The sequence below is a fragment of the Paraburkholderia sp. SIMBA_053 genome, assembly GCF_046534895.1.
In the GTDB taxonomy this organism is placed as follows: Bacteria; Pseudomonadota; Gammaproteobacteria; order Burkholderiales; family Burkholderiaceae; genus Paraburkholderia; species Paraburkholderia caledonica.
In genome coordinates this window covers 41,611-58,647 of the sequence record NZ_JAWRXU010000005.1, presented here as the reverse complement: position 1 = coordinate 58,647, position 17,037 = coordinate 41,611, and the positions used below count along the sequence as shown (strand labels likewise).

Sequence of the window (17,037 nt, the reverse complement as noted above, 5' to 3'; positions counted from 1 at the left end):
GCACTGCTGGGTCATGTGTATGTCGAAGGCTCGCGCCGATGTCCGCAGCGGCTCGCAAAGCTGCCGTTGCTGCAGCCCTCGTCCGAAAGACCGCTCCGGGTGTGCGCCGTGAAAAGGTGGCGCTTTCCAGTGGGTGTAAGTCCCACCCGGCAAATGCTCCAGCCGGAAGCAACCGGAGCAATCGTGGAGGTAACGAAACGGTTGAAGCCTTCGGTGATGCGTGTCACGAATTGGTGGCAGCGCGAGTGTGCAGGCCGTAACGCGAGTGAACGCCGAGCAAACCTCGAAAAGGTCGATGCGCAGGCCGACCCGGCAACCCTATCGGGGAAGGCTGATACGGCTGGGTGAATGAGCAGGCTGGACGCCCAGTCGCTGCGCCGGGGTAGTGGCGACAGCATGTACACAAGGAAAGCGTACGCAACACGGGAAGTCCCTCGGCGTGGTCAGGGATGACCAACCGGACGCCCGTGAGGGACAGGCCGGGCGCCTTGGGATGACGGAGAGGCCCGTAGTACCGATGAAGCCGGGTAACGCTGGTGGAGGGAAGGGGCCTCAGTTCAAGACAAACGCAACAAGTAGTGAGGGACCTGGAGATTGGGCAACCTATCAACTCCGATCAGTGTTCAGAAGCTGCAGATGGCGTTACACGCGAAAGCGAAGGCAGAAGCCGGGTATCGCTTCTATGCGCTGTACGACAAGATCTACCGCGAGGATTTGCTGGCGCATGCGTATGCCCAGTGCCGTTCGAACAAGGGCGCGCCGGGTGTCGATCGGCAAGACTTCGCGGAGGTCGAAGCGTATGGGGTGCAGAAGTGGCTCGGCGAACTGGCGCTTGCGCTCAGGCAGGAGAGTTACGGGCCGGACCCTATCAGAAGAGTGTTTATCCCGAAGGCCAATGGCAAGCTGAGGCCACTGGGCATCTCGACCTTGCGAGATCGGGTGTGCATGACAGCAGCGATGCTGGTGCTCGAACCGATCTTCGAAGCGGACCTTCCACAAGAGCAATACGCTTATCGCGCGGGGCGAAACGCCCAGCAAGCGGTGATCGAGGTGGAAGAGCGACTGCATCGAGGGCAAACGGACGTCGTTGACGCCGACCTTGCGGACTACTTCGGAAGTATTCCACACGCCGAATTGATGCTGTCGCTCGCGCGGCGCATCGTTGATCGGCGCGTGCTGCATCTGATCCGGATGTGGCTGGAATGCCCCGTTGAAGAAACCGATAACCGAGGTCGGAAGAAACGCACGACGGAGGCCCGGGATAGCAGACGTGGCATTCCGCAAGGCTCACCCATCTCACCACTGCTGGCGAATATTTATATGCGCCGGTTTGTGCTGGCATGGAAGAAGCTCGGACTTCAGCGCAGTCTTGGTAGTCGAATCGTGACCTACGCGGATGATCTGGTGATCCTGTGCAAGACGGGTAAGGCTGAGGAAGCCTTGCTGCGTCTGCGCGAGATCATGGGGAAGCTGAAGTTGACGGTCAACGAGGAGAAGACACGAATCTGCAAGGTGCCGGAAGGCGAATTCGACTTCCTGGGCTACACGTTTGGGCGGTTGTACTCTGCGACGACAGGGCAGGCCCGTATGGGCATGCGGCCGTCGAAGAAGAGTATTCGGCGTATGGTTGAGAAGATTCATGCGATGACCGCTCTTAAGACAGTGTGGCAAGAGACCACGGAACTGGTGGGCAAGTTGAACCGCACGCTACGCGGCTGGGCGAACTACTTCAATGTAGGCACGGACAGACGCGCGTATCGGGCGCTCGACAACTACACCGCTACGCGGTTGCGTCGGTGGTTACGCAACAAGTACAAGGTTAGACGTCGCAGGGGCGGGACTTATCCATCCCAGCACCTCTACGGGCACTTCGGTCTCGTGCGTCTGACTGGTCCCTGGTTGTGAACCTGCCGTGTACGAAGGCGTGCTGTCTTGTCCGAGAGCCGGATGCGGGAGATCTGCATGTCCGGTTCGACGAGCGGGATGTGGAAACGGAGTTAGGGCGAGGTTATTAGGGCACCGCCGAACGAAAGAGGCGGCAACAGACAAACCGAACCTACTGCTACCGCGCCACATCTCGACTCTACCGTAGGACGCACTGGCGACTGGCCGTTTCCGGGCAGCGAAATCCCACTGGCCGCTTTCCGGCGATGAGTTTGAAGAGCCGACAGACGCAACTCGACGGCGGATTCAACCGTCGATACGACAAGACTTGTACGGCAGGTTTCACGTTGCAACGGACGTTCGCCTGGCTGCACTGGAAGGCGGGATTTCGGCCTCAATGGACACCGAAGGATGTCCGCCCGGATCACTGGCTTTACGCGGTGAAGAGTCGGCGTGACGCCTGACTAGCGTAGCGGCTAGGTGAGCAGCCGACCGAGCGGCTGAAGGCAGTACTAAAGGCACTCGGCGACTGAAAACCTATCTCAAACGCGATTTGGCTCATGTTCCGCGTGCCCTTAAGCAGTTCGTCTTTAGCGATCGCGATACGCCAACGCTGCAAGTACTCGATAGGCCCTAAGCCCACGGTTTGACTGAACCGATGGCTGAGACCAGAGCGCGATATACCGCAAAGGCGCGCGAGCGAAGCGACGGTCCACGCCTCGGCCACTTGACCGTGTAGGATCGTCAAGGCACGCGCAACTACGGGGTCAGCCATTCCTGCAAGCAAGCCCGTCTGCATGGGGTTCAGCCGAAGCGCCTCACTACGCAATATTTCCACGAAGATCAACTCCATTAGACGCTTGGTGACGAACTCGCTACCCGGCCCGGAAGACTTTGCTTCGCGTTCGTTCATCGCGAGCAACGCGCGCAATTGGCTTGAGCCGGGATCGTTCGACGATACGCACACCACCTGCGGCAGTAAATCGAGCAGCATTTCCTCGTTCGCCATCCCGAAAACAAAACGGCCTCCGCGGAGCGTCATGGAGGCACCCGTGCCGTCACCGAGCGTCATGTCGGTGTGGCCTGCGTTGGCCGCGATCTCTTCGCTGTCTCGAGGTTCTACACCCGGGTCAGAAACCAGTGCGAAAGTCGTTGACGTTCGGATGAGCGCGAAATCCGCCTCTTTCAAACGAAGCGGTGGCATTCCTGGCCGTAGAAGCAGGCACTCTCCGCGCTGTACCCAACAGAACAGGACGTCGTCTCTTTGACGAAACGAAACGCCCCAGCGTCCTGATGCGTCGATGCGGGCCCAAAGAGTCGCCTGCGGCCGAAGCAACCGAATCAGGTCAAGAAAAGGATCCACGCAATTTGGACAGATGGTAAAGAAGTTTGGTCTTTTCATTATATCCCGTTCGCTCGCAGCGGCTTATCGTTCTGCCTGTGGTCCGAGTGGTTCCACGACTTCGGGCAATACTTAAAGGACGGCTATGACAGACTCAAACCCGCGGGATCTTTTTACCGTCTACCAGGACGCCTGGGCTGACATCGCTCACGCCGACCGTGAGCGATTGATTCGTTCGAGCGTGGCCGAGGAAGTTATTTTTACAAGCCCAAATATCGAGGGGCAGGGAATCGAAAATCTCCTGAACCATATCGAGGACTTTCAAGGGAAGTTTCCAGGAGCTTATTTCCGCGCCAATTCCGTTCTGGAACAGCACGGGCAACTGCTCGCCGAGTGGACGATGTTCAGCAAGGACGGCACGGAATTCCTGACCGCCCACAGCTACGCCCGATTCGATGGGACAGGGCGCTTTACTCGACTGGCGGGATTTTGGAGGCTGTGACGTCAGTGCCGGCCGGTTCCGAGCGAACGATGGCCAGATAACTGGGTGCAGGCGACGTTAGACTGACCTTGCTCGCACAGCGGCGAACGGCAGTTTCTCGCCGAGTGAGGCAGCGCCACCGGCAATTCGCTCGCGGGAGGCCAGCAATTGAGCGAGCGCGGACGATTCCTTGGCTAATGCAAAAAGGGGGCGACCTCGACCGGCGGCTCCTTGGCCGACTACTGCCTGGCGCATCAGACCGTAGACGAGGTACCACTGTCGTTCGGTCGTGCCACATCATTGGCTTAAACGACCGCCCGTCAATCCCAACGACGATGATTGAGATGAGCGATAAACGGCTGGGATGAGAGTGACGCACCTGCCATGACGGCGCGTGTTCGTTAGCTTGAGGCGTGCTATCGTCGCGATTCAGTTTATTTGACAAGGTCCGTTCATGAGCGTCGTCCGCGATAGCAACGGCCAAGACCGTACCGATTTCAAGCCCAATATCATGATCTACGGCGTCGGTTACTATGGTGCGGAGGCTGTGCGCATCCTCGTGAAAAAAGGCTGGCCGATCGTCGCGGCGGTGAACCGGGCAGGCCCAAAGATCGGCAAGGATCTGAGACAGCTCGCGGGGCTAAAAGAAGACCTGGGTGCCATCGTACAAGTCTGCGAGACCGTCGATTGCGCAACTCTCGGTGCGGATACCGCGTTAGTCGTGCGAGCCGAGAGGCTGAGCCTCAACTTTGCCGCCTACCGGCGTCTTTTTGGAGCCGGCATTAATGTCATCTGTCACGGCTCGGAACCTACGCGGCCTCGCCGATCGTTTTCACATGTGCTAACTCCTTTTTCGGCGGAGCGCCGAACATCCGCGTGTATTCGCGGCTGAACTGCGACGGACTTTCGTAGCCGACTTCAAATGCGGCGGTTTGTACACTCATGGACTGCGACAGCAGCAGTCTGCGTGCTTCCAGCAAGCGCAATTGCTTCTGGTACTGCAAAGGCGGCAGGCCGGTCAGCGCTTTGAATTGCCGATGAAACGCCGACTCGCTGAGCTGCGCCAGCTTAGCGAGGTCTTCCACTCGCACGGGTCGCGCATAATTTGCCCTCAGGTTATCGACCGCGTGCGCGAGCCTGTGCGAAGGGCTCTGGATTGACGCGAGCTTCGCCACTTCGGCGCCGTTTGGTCCCGCGAGCAGCCAGTAACTGACCTCGCGCATGATCATCGGCTGCAGGATGGCGGCGGCATCGGGAGTATCGAGCAGACGCACGACACGCAGTGCGCAGTCCGCCAAAGGTCCGTCGAAATTGGCGACGAAAACTCCGCGGCTTGCATCGCCCGACGGCACCGGGGCGGACCCCATCTCATTGGCCACCGTGCGGATCGCCGCGAGATCCAGTTGCAAAAGAAGAACCAAGCAAGGTTTGTCGGGGCTCGCCTCGAACACTTGCCCCCTCGACGGCGTTTGAACTCCGATCACAAGCGCCTGCCCGGCCCGATATTCCAACTGTGCGCCGCCGAAGCTTGCCCACTTTGCGCCCTGAGCGACGATGCACAAGGCGGGACTCGCCGAGCGCAGCGTCGGCGGTCTTGGCTGATCTGAGCGAAGAATGAAGACGCCCTCGAGCGGTGTCGCGTACGGACTCTCGCCCGGGCACCTGTCGGTATAGCGAAGCAAGGCGGTGGCCAATCGGCTTGGCATGGCTGATCGATGCGCTAAGAATGGGGTCGGCCCATCATAGAACAGTGGAGCAGAATCAGGCAATAACCGGGCAGGTTCGGGCATTCACGTGGCGAGGACGCGAGCGGAGAATTAAAGCTAACCAAGCCAACAAGAGGTGTCAGATGACAACGACCAGCACTGAACGCACCGGTCCGAAGATTGCGATCGTTACCGGTGGAAGCCGAGGCATTGGCCGCGATACGGTACTGAGACTTGCCGCTTGCGGCGTCAACTCAATTTTCACGTACAACGCCAATCAGGTCGAAGCCGATAAGGTCCGTGCACTCGTCGTCGAGGCGGGCGCGAAGTCGATTGCGCTGCAGTTGAGCGTAGAGAACGCAGCCACGTTCGACGCTTTCGTCATGCGAGTGAGTGAAGCACTCGATAGCTGGGGTGAAAAGCGCTTCGATTATCTGGTGAACAATGCCGGCACCTCTTCCGGGTCAAGCTTCGAGGCCGGCACCGAAGCAGAGTTGGACGCGCAGTTCGCGGTTCATTTCAAGGCGCCGTTCCTGCTAACGCAAAAGCTTCTGCCGCTGATCCGCGACGGGGGACGCATCGTTAATATCTCGTCGGGCCTCGCACGCTTCGCGTTTCCGGGGCGTGCCATCTACGGCCCGATGAAAGCGGCCGTCGAAGCACTGACGCGTTACATGGCGCTCGAACTGGGGCCGCGCCGAATCACGGTGAACGTCGTGGCGCCGGGTGCAGTGGCGACGGATTTCAGTGGCGGCATAGTGCGTGACAATCCACAGGTCAACAAAGCCGTCGCAGACCACACCGCGCTTGGGCGCGTAGGCTTGCCGACCGATGTCGGGCCGGTGATCGTGGCACTTCTCTCGGACGAGTTCGGCTGGGTCAACGCACAGCGGATCGAAGTAGCTGGCGGAATTCAGATCTGATTCTCGATTGGGAACGCGTCGATGCGCTGCTTTAGTGCGGCGGCGTCCGCCGCAGATCCCGCCTGAGATTGTTATGACCTGCTGTAACGGACCATTCGCGACGCCATTCGGCCGTTCAACATCCCGTCAACATTTTCAACTTTCTCGGACCGGCATCTCCGACACCAGAGCAAACTCTAAGAGCGCTTCTTGCGCGACGCGGAATTCCTCGCAGGGGCTTCCGGCGGCCGTCCGCTTTCTGATTGCGGCCGCCTTTTGAGTGTCCCGGCGACAAGCCAAACGAAAGTCTCTAACTGGCCGCCCAGCGCCTCATGCAAATTGCGCAACGAGCCGGCGCAGCCAAGGAAGGCCGGCCGGCCGAACACGACGCACTGCCGCCTTCTGAGCGAAGTGAAGTAGGTGTCCGGTAGGGAAGTGTTGCAGCGGTCGCATACATCAGGCTGGAGACGCCTTTCTGCATCGGAGAGCAGGTGTTGATTTCCGGTAAACGCCAGCGCAGTCGGGAGCACGGGCCAGACCTCGGCCCAACCCAAAGCGCTTCCCTGAACTGTGACGGACCCGAGCGAGCGGGTGTTCTGGGCGCCAGGCCACCCAATCAGCGTAAGGTCGAAAATGCGGTAGGACTGAAGTCCTCGATATCGTCGACGCGCCCTTGCCGGATCTTCTCGAGCCACGCTGGGTCCTGCAGCAAGGCGCGACCGACCGCGACGAGATCAAATTCGCCGCGCGCGAGCCGCGTGAGCAGATCGTCCAGCGAGGCGGTGCGCGCACCGTTGCCCGCGAACGAGTCATACACATCGCTACCGAGCCCGACCGAGCCCACCGTAATGGCCGTGACGCCCGTTACTTTTTTCGTCCATCCCGCCAGGTTCAGATGCGGATCGACTTCGGGAAAGGCAGGCTGCCAGTACGCGGGTTGCGATAGATGGAACGCGTCGGCGCCAGCGTCAGCGAGCAGGCCGAGCCATGCTTCGAGCGCTTGAGGCGTGCCAGCGAGCCGCGCGCGGAAGTCCTTCGGCTTCCACTGCGACAGGCGCAGGATCACCGGAAATCCGGGGGCCACAACCGACCTGATCGCTTTGAGAATCTCGACTGCGAATCGCGAACGATCGAGCAGCGTTTTTCCACCATACTGGTCGCTACGCTGATTTAGATCCTCGGAGAAGAACTGATTGATCAGGTAATTGTGGCCGCCGTGGAGTTCGACGCCGTCGAAACCCAGGCGTTCGGCATCGGCGGCGGCTTGCGCGAACGCGCCGACCGTGTCGGCGACGTCGGACTCGCTCATCGGCTGGCCGACGCGCTCCCCGGTCATCGAAAGTCCCGATGGGCTTTCGTATCTCGCCGACAATGACCTTTCGACCCGTGTATTCGAGCGCTTCTGGCCGACGTGCGACAGCTGCGGCGCGATACGCCCGCCGGCGGCATGTACATCGTCCACAACCTTCTTCCAGCCGGCGAGCACCGCCTCGCCATAGAAGCGCGGGACGTCCGGATCGTCGAGCGCGGCCGGGCGGCCGACGCCAGTTCCCTCCGTGATGATGAGGCCGACGCCGTGCTCTGCGCGTCGGCGGTAATACGCTGCAACGTCGGCGCCGGGTATGCCGCCCGGCGAGAAAGAGCGCGTCATCGGCGCCATGATCACGCGATTCGGCACGGTCAGGCCGTTCAGATGATACGGGCTGAAGAGAATGTCAAGGTCGGCCATCGGTTTCTCTCGCGTTGGGTTAACGAAGCGATCGGCTACAGGGTGTCGATCCACGCGCTAATCGCGGCGTTCACGTCGTCGCTGCGGTCTTGCATGATCCAGTGACCGGTGTTGGTCCATACATCCACCTTTGACTTCGGATGCGAGAACCACGGGCGCATGCGCGTAGCCTGCTCGGGATCACGGCACAGGTGATAGAACGGGACGCTCAGGCGCTTGCACAACGCCGCGCTCGCTTCGCCAACGCCGACCTGGTCTGCACCGAAGAACAGTGGGCCGAACGACTCGCGCACGACATGCTCGGGCATTCCCTGTACACGCCGCGCGTGCCAACGCTTGAACGCCGGATCGGTGTTGCGGTCATAGACGAGCTGGAACAACGCCGGGACGACGGTGGCGGGATCAGCCGTTTGCAGACCGTGCGTGATCTTCGCGAACAGCTGAACGGCGGGGCCGGAAAAGCCGAGCGCGCCGTCGACGGACACGACCGCGCTGACCAGATCCGGACGCTTCGCGGCAAGCCGGGCCGCGATCTGCCCGCCCATCGAATGTCCGACGAGGATGAATTCCTCGCCAGGGTACTTCGTCGCGATGAACGACTCGATGTCCGCGACATAGTCGGCGGGCGTATAGGCGCCGGGCGGCAGCAGCTGCGACCTGCCATGTCCGCGCAGATCGAGCGCGACGACACGGTAGCGGCTTTCGAAGAATGGCAATTGCCAGCTCCAGTCGTGGGAATCGCAAGTCCAGCCGTGAATAAACATTACGTTGGTGCCCGTACCCATTTCCGTTGCGAACAGCGCGGCATGCGTCGGCGATGCGGCGATGGCTTCACGTTCGCCCACGGTCGCGGCTACCGCCGCCGCGCCAGCAATCTTCAGGATGTCGCGGCGCGACACCCTCGACTTTGAAGAGTTCATATGGTTTCCTAAATGACGGGATAAGACTTTCGATGCAGATTGATCGACGGCTGTGCGTAACGCGCGGGCCTGCTTGTCAGATGCCCAACAATTGTGTTGACGCTATGTTATACATTGGATATCTACGGTCAATTACGCACCTTGAGGTGCGTAGATATACAGGAGGATATCGGCATGGCTCCCGAGGTTGACGATGTGTTCTTCGCGGACTGCGCCGCTCGATCGTTTTTCGATCAGGTCGCGAACAAATGGTCGGTAATGATTCTTACGATGCTGACGCAGAAGCCGACGCGCTTTAATGAACTGAAGCGCAGGCTGGAAGGGGCTACGCACAAGGCGCTGACCCAGGCGCTGCGGCGTCTCGAGCGCAACGGTCTGATCTCGCGGCAGGTGCTCAACACGTCACCCGTCGCGGTCCAATACTCGATCACCGATCTTGGCCGCACGCTCCAGGTTCCGTTCGGCGCGGTATACGACTGGTCGATCAAACATTTGCATGAAATCGAGACTGCACAGCTGATCTACGATCAGCAAGTGCTGCAGGCTGAGGAGGAACAAGTGCCGGCACTCCTGAATGCCAGATCGGTCCGTTCCTGCGCGACATGATCGGACCAATAAGTCGTGGATCACTCGCCACTCCCGGAGGCGGCCGTCGGACGAACTGCTGCAGAGGAGAAGGCGGCCTCTAAGTGATCCTCGACGCATTTTGATCTGTGCCAAAAAGGGCCGGTTTTCAGTGATCAATGAGACGGTCGGATGTCTTCATAGGCACGGCATCGAATGACGGTTTGTGGCGGCGACTACTGCCCGATGCGTCCGGATGAGTCAGTGCCTTGGCCTCGTCGTTGACACAATTAATTCGGCTTGTCCAAGTCATGCGCAGCAAGGCACTTGTAGCTCCTCGGCACGTCCGGACGTCACGGATTGATGAACTTATTGCCGCAACGTTACAGATTTAATACGCATCTACGGCGGGATGGATACCTTTTCCCGACAATTTCGCGATCAGCACTAGGGCGATTCGCGACGCTCGCGCGTCTTGATGGCGGCAGGTTGAGCCACACACAGACGCCAACAGCATGGCTCGATGACCGTCGCTGCATGCCGTACTGCTTTAGATGCCTCGTGCTAAATGAAGCGGACGTGTCAGCGCCACGCTGGAAACGTGAGTGGCTTGATCCGACAGCCGAATTCTGTAGCGTGCACCACAGGCCCCTTGAAACGGTGCCGGCGTCCGTGTTCCGGCTATCAAATCACTTCGACGCCGCGCTTCGGAGGATCAGCCGCTGTCGAGAAAAATGCTTGTTTCGGGCCACCGACCGCCTGCGCTAGCAGAATTAGTGGACAGCATTAGCGATCAAGTGGACACCGCTAGCAAAATTAACGATCTCCAACACGTATTGTTGATTGCCGGGCATAACGTACCTAAAGAGTCCCCGCAGATTCTTGACATACGCAAAGGTCCGCTCTATTTTATCGATTATCGATAAGTGGGTGACGGCATACTGCTTGGTCCTATCCAATCTGATGTTCTCAGGTTTGATGTGAACGGTACATTGATCGACACGGCGCCCGCCATATCGATGTTTCGGAGCGTTGCGGACCAGGTCGCGTCCAAGAGCAGCCTACGGCCCTGCGTCTCCGGGGATGCGGTTCGATCAGCGCATCTTATGGGAAGGGGGCACGCGGCCGCTCGCCTGGTTGTTCATGATCGACCAGCCTTGCCTTTCCCACGCCCTTCGAACTTGGCATTGGCAACATACCACCAACAGAAAAAGGAATCGCGCATGACGTCCCCGACCGCCGTTGCCTATCCCACACCCTTCGAACTCGGCAATGGCAACCAGACCACCACGTGGGCCGAATGCATCGCCTTCTACGAGCGGCTGGCCGGGCGATTCCCGGGTGTGCTGCGATGGTGGCGGGTAGGCACGTCTGACACCGGCCTTCCGATGCACGCCGGGTTGGTGACGTCCGACGGCGTGTTCGACCGCGAGACCTTGCGCGAGCAGGGGCGTCCAATATTCTTCAACAATAACGGCATCCATGCCGGCGAGCCCGAGGGCATCGACGCCTGTATGGCGCTAGTGCGCGACTTCTGCCTCGAACCCGAACGGCTGGCGGCGCTGGGTAAAACGGTGTTCCTGTTCATCCCGGTCTACAACGTCGATGGCTGCGTGAACCGCCAATCCACCTCGCGTGTCAACCAGCTAGGCCCCGAATCATTCGGATTTCGGGGCAATGGTCTCAACCTCGACCTGAACCGCGACTTCATCAAATGCGACAGCCTGGCCGCCCAGATGTTCAACCGCTTCTTCACTGCCTGGAATCCGGATGTGATGGTCGACACACACACCGCCAACGGTGCCGACTACGTCTATGCCATGACCCTGATCCCGACCCAGCCCGACAAGCTGGGCGGCGACTTGGGAAATTTCCTGCGTGAGCGCATGCTGCCCGCGATCTACGGCGAGATGCAGCGGCGGGGCTGGCCGACCTGCCCCTACGTCAATCTGCTGGCCGAGACGCCCGACGACGGCATCGAAGATTTTCTCGATCTGCCGCGCTTCTCCACTGGCTACGCTGCGCTGCACCACACTATTGGCTTCATGCCCGAGACACACATGCTCAGGCCTTTCGCCGACCGTGTGGCCGCGATGCGCACGCTGCTCGAGGTGGTGCTGGAATTCAGCGTAGCGAACGCGGCGCGCATCCAGCAACTGCGGCGCGACGCGCGGGCCGACGCCGAACGCCGCACGCAGTGGCCGCTGCGATGGCGCAACGACCACGCACGCCCGGCGCGCCTTCGCTTTCAGGGCTACTCGGCGGTGCGCACACCAAGTCGGCTGGGTGACTATCAACGGATCGCATATGACCGCAGACAGCCGTGGGAGAAGGACATCGTCCACTTTGACCGCTGCGTCGAGGAACGGGTGGTAACGGCCCCGAAAGCCTACCTTGTTCCCCAAGCCTGGCGAGACGTGATCAAGCGGCTGAAGTGGAACGGTGTCGCGCTGCAGCCCCTCGACGCCGACCGAGTGTTCGATGCGGCTCGAGTGTACCGGGTGGTGGAGGTTGGGATCCGCGCGACAGCCTATGAAGGCCACATGTTTCATGACCACGTGCTGCTGAGCACGCACTGCGAGGCCATCCGGGCGCGCGCGGGCGACATGCTGGTGTCTCTCGACCAGCCCCAGGCCCGCTACGCGGTGGAGACGCTGGAACCCGAAGCGCACGACAGCTTCTTTCGCTGGGGGTTTTTCAACAGCGTGCTGGAGCGGAAGCAGGACCACATCTCGGCGTATGTCTTCGAGGACACGGCCTTGCAGATGTTGGCCGACGAGCCGGCGCTGCGCCAGGCATTCGACGACTGGAAGGCGGCGCATCCGGCACAGCTGTCCGACCAACAAGCCGTGCTCTGGTTTCTGTTCACCCACGGCCGGCGCCATGCCGAGCCGGAATGGCGGCGCTATCCAGTGGCAGCGTTGATTTAGTCGGAAGCGACAACCGTCGCCGCTGGTCACTGCTCATCTGATGGCGACGGAGAGTTCATCCGCACCGGACACGAAATAATGACGATCAACTATCGCGTGGTGCGAGTGAGGTTCGCGGTAGCTCTGTTCCACCTTGCATCAGTTGCATGGCACTCGCCTCCAAATTGCTTCAAAGAAGGGTTCAAATCACGCTAACGCTAGCCGTGAAGCATCGGCTGATGCCTCTTCGACGAGTCGGAATCGGCGCTCGATCCGGAACACCAGTACGAGGTTCTTCAGGTGCTCAGGCAAATCGCGCTCGGAGCGGCGTCGATGATTATCGTCTCCGCACGAGATCAAGTTCGCGCGCGATGTTGGCAGGGGGGGCGTCTCCTTCTCGACAACGGCAAAGTGATTGATGATGACACGCCGGCGGCGCTGTAACGCCCCACCAAGCGAGCGCCACGCGAGTTCTCTAGATCACGTAGGTTGACCGAACACCATCTCAGCCCAGGATGCCATGCCAGATACTACTCAGCCCCGTTCGTTCTATCGTTGCTTCGTTCCCTATCCGGATGCCAAGGTACGCCATGCGCCAGATGGGCCGCTGTCCGGCCTGTCCTTCGGTGTGAAGGATCTTTTCGACGTAGAAGGCTATCCCACGGGATGTGGCAATCCCCACATGCTCGCGTTGTCGGGTGTAAAAGGCGTAAATGCAACCGCGGTCAACATGCTGTTGAACGCCGGTGCGCGTTTCGTCGGGAAGACACATACCGACGAGCTTGCTTTTTCGATGACCGGAAAGAACGTCCATTTTGGAATTCCTGTCAACGGTGCGGCTCCGGACCGAGTTTGTGGGGGATCCAGTTCCGGGTCGGCATCAGCCGTTTCCAATCGGCTCTGCAGTTTCGCCATCGGCACGGACACCGGTGGCTCGGTCCGTGCGCCATCGAGCCACTGCGGACTTTATGGGCTGCGTCCCACCCATGGCGGCGTGAGTCTGGAGGGATGCATGCCTTTATCTCCGAGCCTTGACGCATGCGGTTGGTTCGCACGTGACGCAAAGACGTTGAGTCTTGTCGGCGGCACGCTCCTAGGCGCTGACTCGTCCACTCTGTCGACGCCTCGGGATATCGTCGTTCCGCTCGAGTTCGAATCCGAATTGCGGCCGCATACTGCGGCTGTGTTCTTCGACACGCTTGCTAGGGTCGCAGCCCGACTTGGAGCCAACGTTTACCGCAAAAGAATCTCGACTCATTCCGTCGATGCACTGTGCGATGCGTTTCGTCATATCCAGGGATTTGAAGCATGGAGAGGCTTAGGGCACTTTCTGGATGAGCATCATTTCCAGCTAGGAGAGACGGTACGGGATCGGTTTGATTGGTCGCGCGGCGTGACGAGCGCGCAATATGAAACCGCGTCGGAAACCAGAGCGAAATTTGGCAATGGCCTGGCCAACCTTCTAGATGACAACACGGTGATTGCCGTGCCTTCCATGCCGGACGTCGCTCCATTGATTAGCGTGACCGACAGCGAACTGGACGCCTACCGGTTCGAAGCCATCCGGTTGCTGTGTGTTTCGGGCCTGTCGGGTTGCCCGCAGGTGTCCATGCCGATCATGCAGATTCAGGGAATCCCGCTGGGCTTTTCATTAATCGGTCCCCGCGGCAGCGACACAGCGCTTCTTTCCCTGGCGGTCACGATCTCCGGTTGAGCCAGCCCTCAACTGGTCGTTGACGAACCGATCACGAATAGGTAAGTTATCGATTATCGATAAAAAGGAGCGAATCGTGACGCTTGACCTTACGCGGTTTGACGCAATCACCTTCGATGTCTATGGCACGTTGATCGATTGGGAGCCGTCGATCATTGCGATGTTCCAGAGCGTTGCGGACCAGCATCAGGTCGAACTCTCCCGTGACGAGGTACTGCTTGAGTTCGACCGGGCGAGAGCCAGATTGCAGCGTATCCGGCCGGCACTTTTGTACCCCGATGTGCTGCGCGAGGCGTACAACCAGTTCTGCGAACGCTACCGGATTCCGGCGAATGATCGCGAGCGCGAGATGTTCAGTCGGGCGGTCATGCTCTGGCCGGCGTTCGACGATGCCGTCGAGTCGCTCGCTTATCTCCATTCGCATGTGAAGATAGGTTTGCTGAGCAACATCGACAACGACTCGTTGAGCTACTCGGTGCGCAAGCTGCGCTTCAATCCTGACGTGGTTGTTACGGCACAAAGCGTGGGTGCGTACAAACCGGATCATGCTCACTTCCATTCGGGTTTGAAGGCATTTTGTGATCTGAAGATTTCGCCGCATCGGATTCTGCACGTGGGGCAAAGTCTGCGTGCAGATGTGATTCCCGCGAACGTCCTCGATCTGAAATGCGCCTGGATTCGCCGGCCGGGACGCAGCCTGGGCTCACGCTCGGAGGACGCTGTCGGTGCACGGCCTGATGCGGAATTCGACACGATGCATGACTTCGCGCTCGCTTTGCGGGCTCAACTCGCGATTTCGTAAGCCCGACGACAGCCTGCATCTGGCTAAAGACATGTAGTGACTACCTCACATCAAAGGCAATGCTCGATCTTCAACTGCCGTGCCCCTCCGAAGTCCAAGCCGCAGCTGACCGTCTTCGAGGTATAGCGAGGCCAACACCCTTACTTCGATCGGAACGGCTCAGCGCGCTCTGTGACGGTGATATCTATGTGAAGCTCGAGAGCTTGCAGCGGACCGGGGCTTTTAAATTCAGAGGTGCGTTTAATTGCGTGTCGCGGCTCGACATGGCCGAATTCCCAGACGGGGTTCTGGCCTATTCGACAGGCAATCATGGACAGGCGATAGCGACGGTGGCAATGATGCTTGGCACACAGGCAACCGTGGTCATGCCAACGGATGCGCCTTCCATCAAAATTGAAAAAGCCCGGCAGCAGGGCGCAAGAATCGTGCAGTACGATCGCACGCGGGAGCGCCGGGAAGAAATTGCTGAGAAAATCGGTCGCACGGGGCGTTATGTGACGATTCCGCCAGGAGACCACCGTCACGTCATTGCAGGGCAGGGCACGGTAGCGCTTGAAATCCTCATCGAACTCGGCTCCCGTCGCGTGGACGCGCTCGTGGTTCCCTGCGGCGGTGGCGGGTTGGCAGCGGGGACGTGTCTTGCTCGAGACCTGGTGTGCTCTTCGTCGGAGGTCTGGGTCGCCGAGCCGATCGATTTCGACGACACCAGACGCTCATTGACCTCGGGTAACAGGGAGCTCAATCCAACGGGCAAAACTTCGATCTGTGATGCACTGCTTGCGCCGACGCCTGCCGGATTGCCCTTCGAAATCAACCGCGGAGGTGTTGCCCGAGGGCTTGTGTCCGATGACGCGCACGTACTCAAGGCAATGCAATTGCTGTTTGAAGAGTTTCGCGTTGTTGTCGAGCCGGGCGGCGCTGTCGCTGTGGCGGCGATCCTGTCGGACCCCACTGCTTTGCGAGGGAAAGTCGCCGCTTTGGTTGCGTCCGGCGGGAACGTCGATTCAGGGTTGTGCGACGAAATTATTCGCGCGGCTCGATGACAATTGACCTGACATCGCTTAGGTCTGCAGTAGCGCGACGATAGCATCGCCGGTCGCCGAGATATGCGACGCCAGAGTCTTTTGCGCGCCCCGAACATTTTTTGCACGGCACAGCGCGACGATTTCCCGATGATCGGCTTGCGAATTTGACTTGTATCCGGAACGCATCCAAAGCATTCGCAGATAGGGCTCCAGAGCAAGCCGCAATTTCTCCAGCATTGCCAGCGTGCGGGGCCGCACGGCCCGCGAATAAAGGAGGCTGTGAAAACTCAGATTGAGCTGAAGCTGCTCATTAAGGGTCCTCGCCTTGTCCAGTCGCATAATTATCCGTTCAGCTTCTTCAAGATCCGTATCGGTCAGGCGGCGGATTGCCGCCGCGATCAGGATCGATTCCAGTGTGATGCGTAATTCGACGATTTCCCGCACGTCGTCTTCTGATAGACATGCGACGATAGCGCCGCGCCGAGGAGCGATTTCGACCAGACCTTCCTCGCCAAGGAGGCGCAATGCTTCGCGTACAGTCACCTGACTGACGGCGAACTGCTTGGCGAGCGCGTCTTGGCGGAGCGGCTCGCCCTGCTTGAGCAGGCGCCCAAAGATCGCTTCGCGCAGCGCGTCGGCCACGAGGATCGATGCCGGTTGGCGCCGGTCCTGTGCTGCGCGTGCCAATGTTGATAGCTGCTCCATGACGATGTCCCCGTTCTGTACCGGCTGTATGTTGACATATTTCGTTGGTCCGCCGGACGGATTCATCGATAATCGATGTCTGATCGGCGTTGCCGATCAACGGCAGTTGCTTAATCGTTGATTTCGGTAGCGCTCGCCTTTGGGACACGGAAGAACTTCTGCTGGCGCTTTCCATCAAGCCTTTTCGTGCAGTCTGCAATTCGCTAGCGACCCGGTTTGAAGTCTGGCATGTTGTCACCCCAGATTGCCGCTTGCCGGACGAATCGTGGACATGCGGAACGGTCGCTCAGAAGACGGACAAAGACGTGCGCGTAACAACGCGGCTGTCCCACCTCATCAAGCGCGCGCGCCGAA

At 59.7% G+C, this 17,037-nt stretch carries 13 protein-coding genes; 8 read left to right on the top strand and 5 right to left on the bottom strand.

The features are described 5' to 3' along the window. Positions 1–594: 594 nt before the first annotated feature. Positions 595–1,905 (top strand): group II intron reverse transcriptase/maturase, encoded by a 1,311-nt coding sequence (gene ltrA, locus SB753_RS18025; RefSeq protein ID WP_410801129.1) that lies wholly within the window; start codon positions 595–597, stop codon positions 1,903–1,905. Between the two features lie 412 nt (positions 1,906–2,317). Here the strand turns inward: ltrA and SB753_RS18020 are convergent, their stop codons facing one another. Continuing rightward, positions 2,318–3,286: an AraC family transcriptional regulator gene (locus SB753_RS18020; protein ID WP_410801127.1), complete on the bottom strand. Its 969-nt coding sequence runs from the start codon at positions 3,284–3,286 to the stop codon at positions 2,318–2,320. Between the two features lie 85 nt (positions 3,287–3,371). Between SB753_RS18020 and SB753_RS18015 the strand changes: the two genes are divergently transcribed. Next, complete coding sequence (locus SB753_RS18015) at positions 3,372–3,728, top strand: nuclear transport factor 2 family protein (protein ID WP_042320185.1); 357 nt, start codon at positions 3,372–3,374, stop codon at positions 3,726–3,728. A 788-nt stretch (positions 3,729–4,516) separates the two neighbouring features. On the opposite strand, the gene SB753_RS18010 is transcribed toward SB753_RS18015, so the two are convergent. Next, complete coding sequence (locus tag SB753_RS18010; protein WP_410801125.1) at positions 4,517–5,413, bottom strand: AraC family transcriptional regulator N-terminal domain-containing protein; 897 nt, start codon at positions 5,411–5,413, stop codon at positions 4,517–4,519. Between the two features lie 143 nt (positions 5,414–5,556). On the opposite strand from SB753_RS18010, the gene SB753_RS18005 reads away from it, so the two are divergent. Continuing rightward, positions 5,557–6,336 (top strand): SDR family NAD(P)-dependent oxidoreductase, encoded by a 780-nt coding sequence (locus SB753_RS18005; protein WP_410801123.1) that lies wholly within the window; start codon positions 5,557–5,559, stop codon positions 6,334–6,336. A gap of 595 nt (positions 6,337–6,931) precedes the next feature. Here the strand turns inward: SB753_RS18005 and SB753_RS18000 are convergent. Both SB753_RS18000 and SB753_RS17995 read right to left on the bottom strand, forming a co-directional pair. Then, entirely contained in the window at positions 6,932–8,044 is a 1,113-nt protein-coding gene (locus SB753_RS18000; protein ID WP_410801121.1) for an NADH:flavin oxidoreductase, read from the bottom strand. Between the two features lie 35 nt (positions 8,045–8,079). Further along, positions 8,080–8,964 (bottom strand): alpha/beta fold hydrolase, encoded by an 885-nt coding sequence (locus SB753_RS17995; protein WP_408492792.1) that lies wholly within the window; start codon positions 8,962–8,964, stop codon positions 8,080–8,082. Positions 8,965–9,078: 114 nt separating this feature from the next. On the opposite strand from SB753_RS17995, the gene SB753_RS17990 reads away from it, so the two are divergent. The 5 genes from SB753_RS17990 to SB753_RS17970 all read left to right on the top strand — a co-directional run bounded on the left by SB753_RS17990 (position 9,079) and on the right by SB753_RS17970 (position 15,996). Further along, positions 9,079–9,570, top strand: coding sequence for a winged helix-turn-helix transcriptional regulator (locus SB753_RS17990; RefSeq protein WP_410801119.1), 492 nt, complete (start codon positions 9,079–9,081; stop codon positions 9,568–9,570). Positions 9,571–10,751: 1,181 nt separating this feature from the next. Further along, a complete protein-coding gene (locus tag SB753_RS17985; RefSeq protein ID WP_408492791.1) occupies positions 10,752–12,458 on the top strand; it encodes a M14 family zinc carboxypeptidase in 1,707 nt (568 codons plus the stop codon). Positions 12,459–12,957: 499 nt separating this feature from the next. Continuing rightward, on the top strand, positions 12,958–14,151 hold the full coding sequence (locus SB753_RS17980) for an amidase (protein ID WP_410801117.1): 1,194 nt from the start codon (positions 12,958–12,960) through the stop codon (positions 14,149–14,151). Positions 14,152–14,227: 76 nt separating this feature from the next. Then, entirely contained in the window at positions 14,228–14,953 is a 726-nt protein-coding gene (locus SB753_RS17975) for an HAD family hydrolase (RefSeq protein WP_220032419.1), read from the top strand. Positions 14,954–15,012: 59 nt separating this feature from the next. Further along, entirely contained in the window at positions 15,013–15,996 is a 984-nt protein-coding gene (locus SB753_RS17970) for a threonine/serine dehydratase (RefSeq protein WP_410801115.1), read from the top strand. A gap of 18 nt (positions 15,997–16,014) precedes the next feature. Here the strand turns inward: SB753_RS17970 and SB753_RS17965 are convergent, their stop codons facing one another. Continuing rightward, complete coding sequence (locus SB753_RS17965) at positions 16,015–16,749, bottom strand: GntR family transcriptional regulator (protein WP_084167059.1); 735 nt, start codon at positions 16,747–16,749, stop codon at positions 16,015–16,017. Positions 16,750–17,037 lie beyond the last annotated feature (288 nt).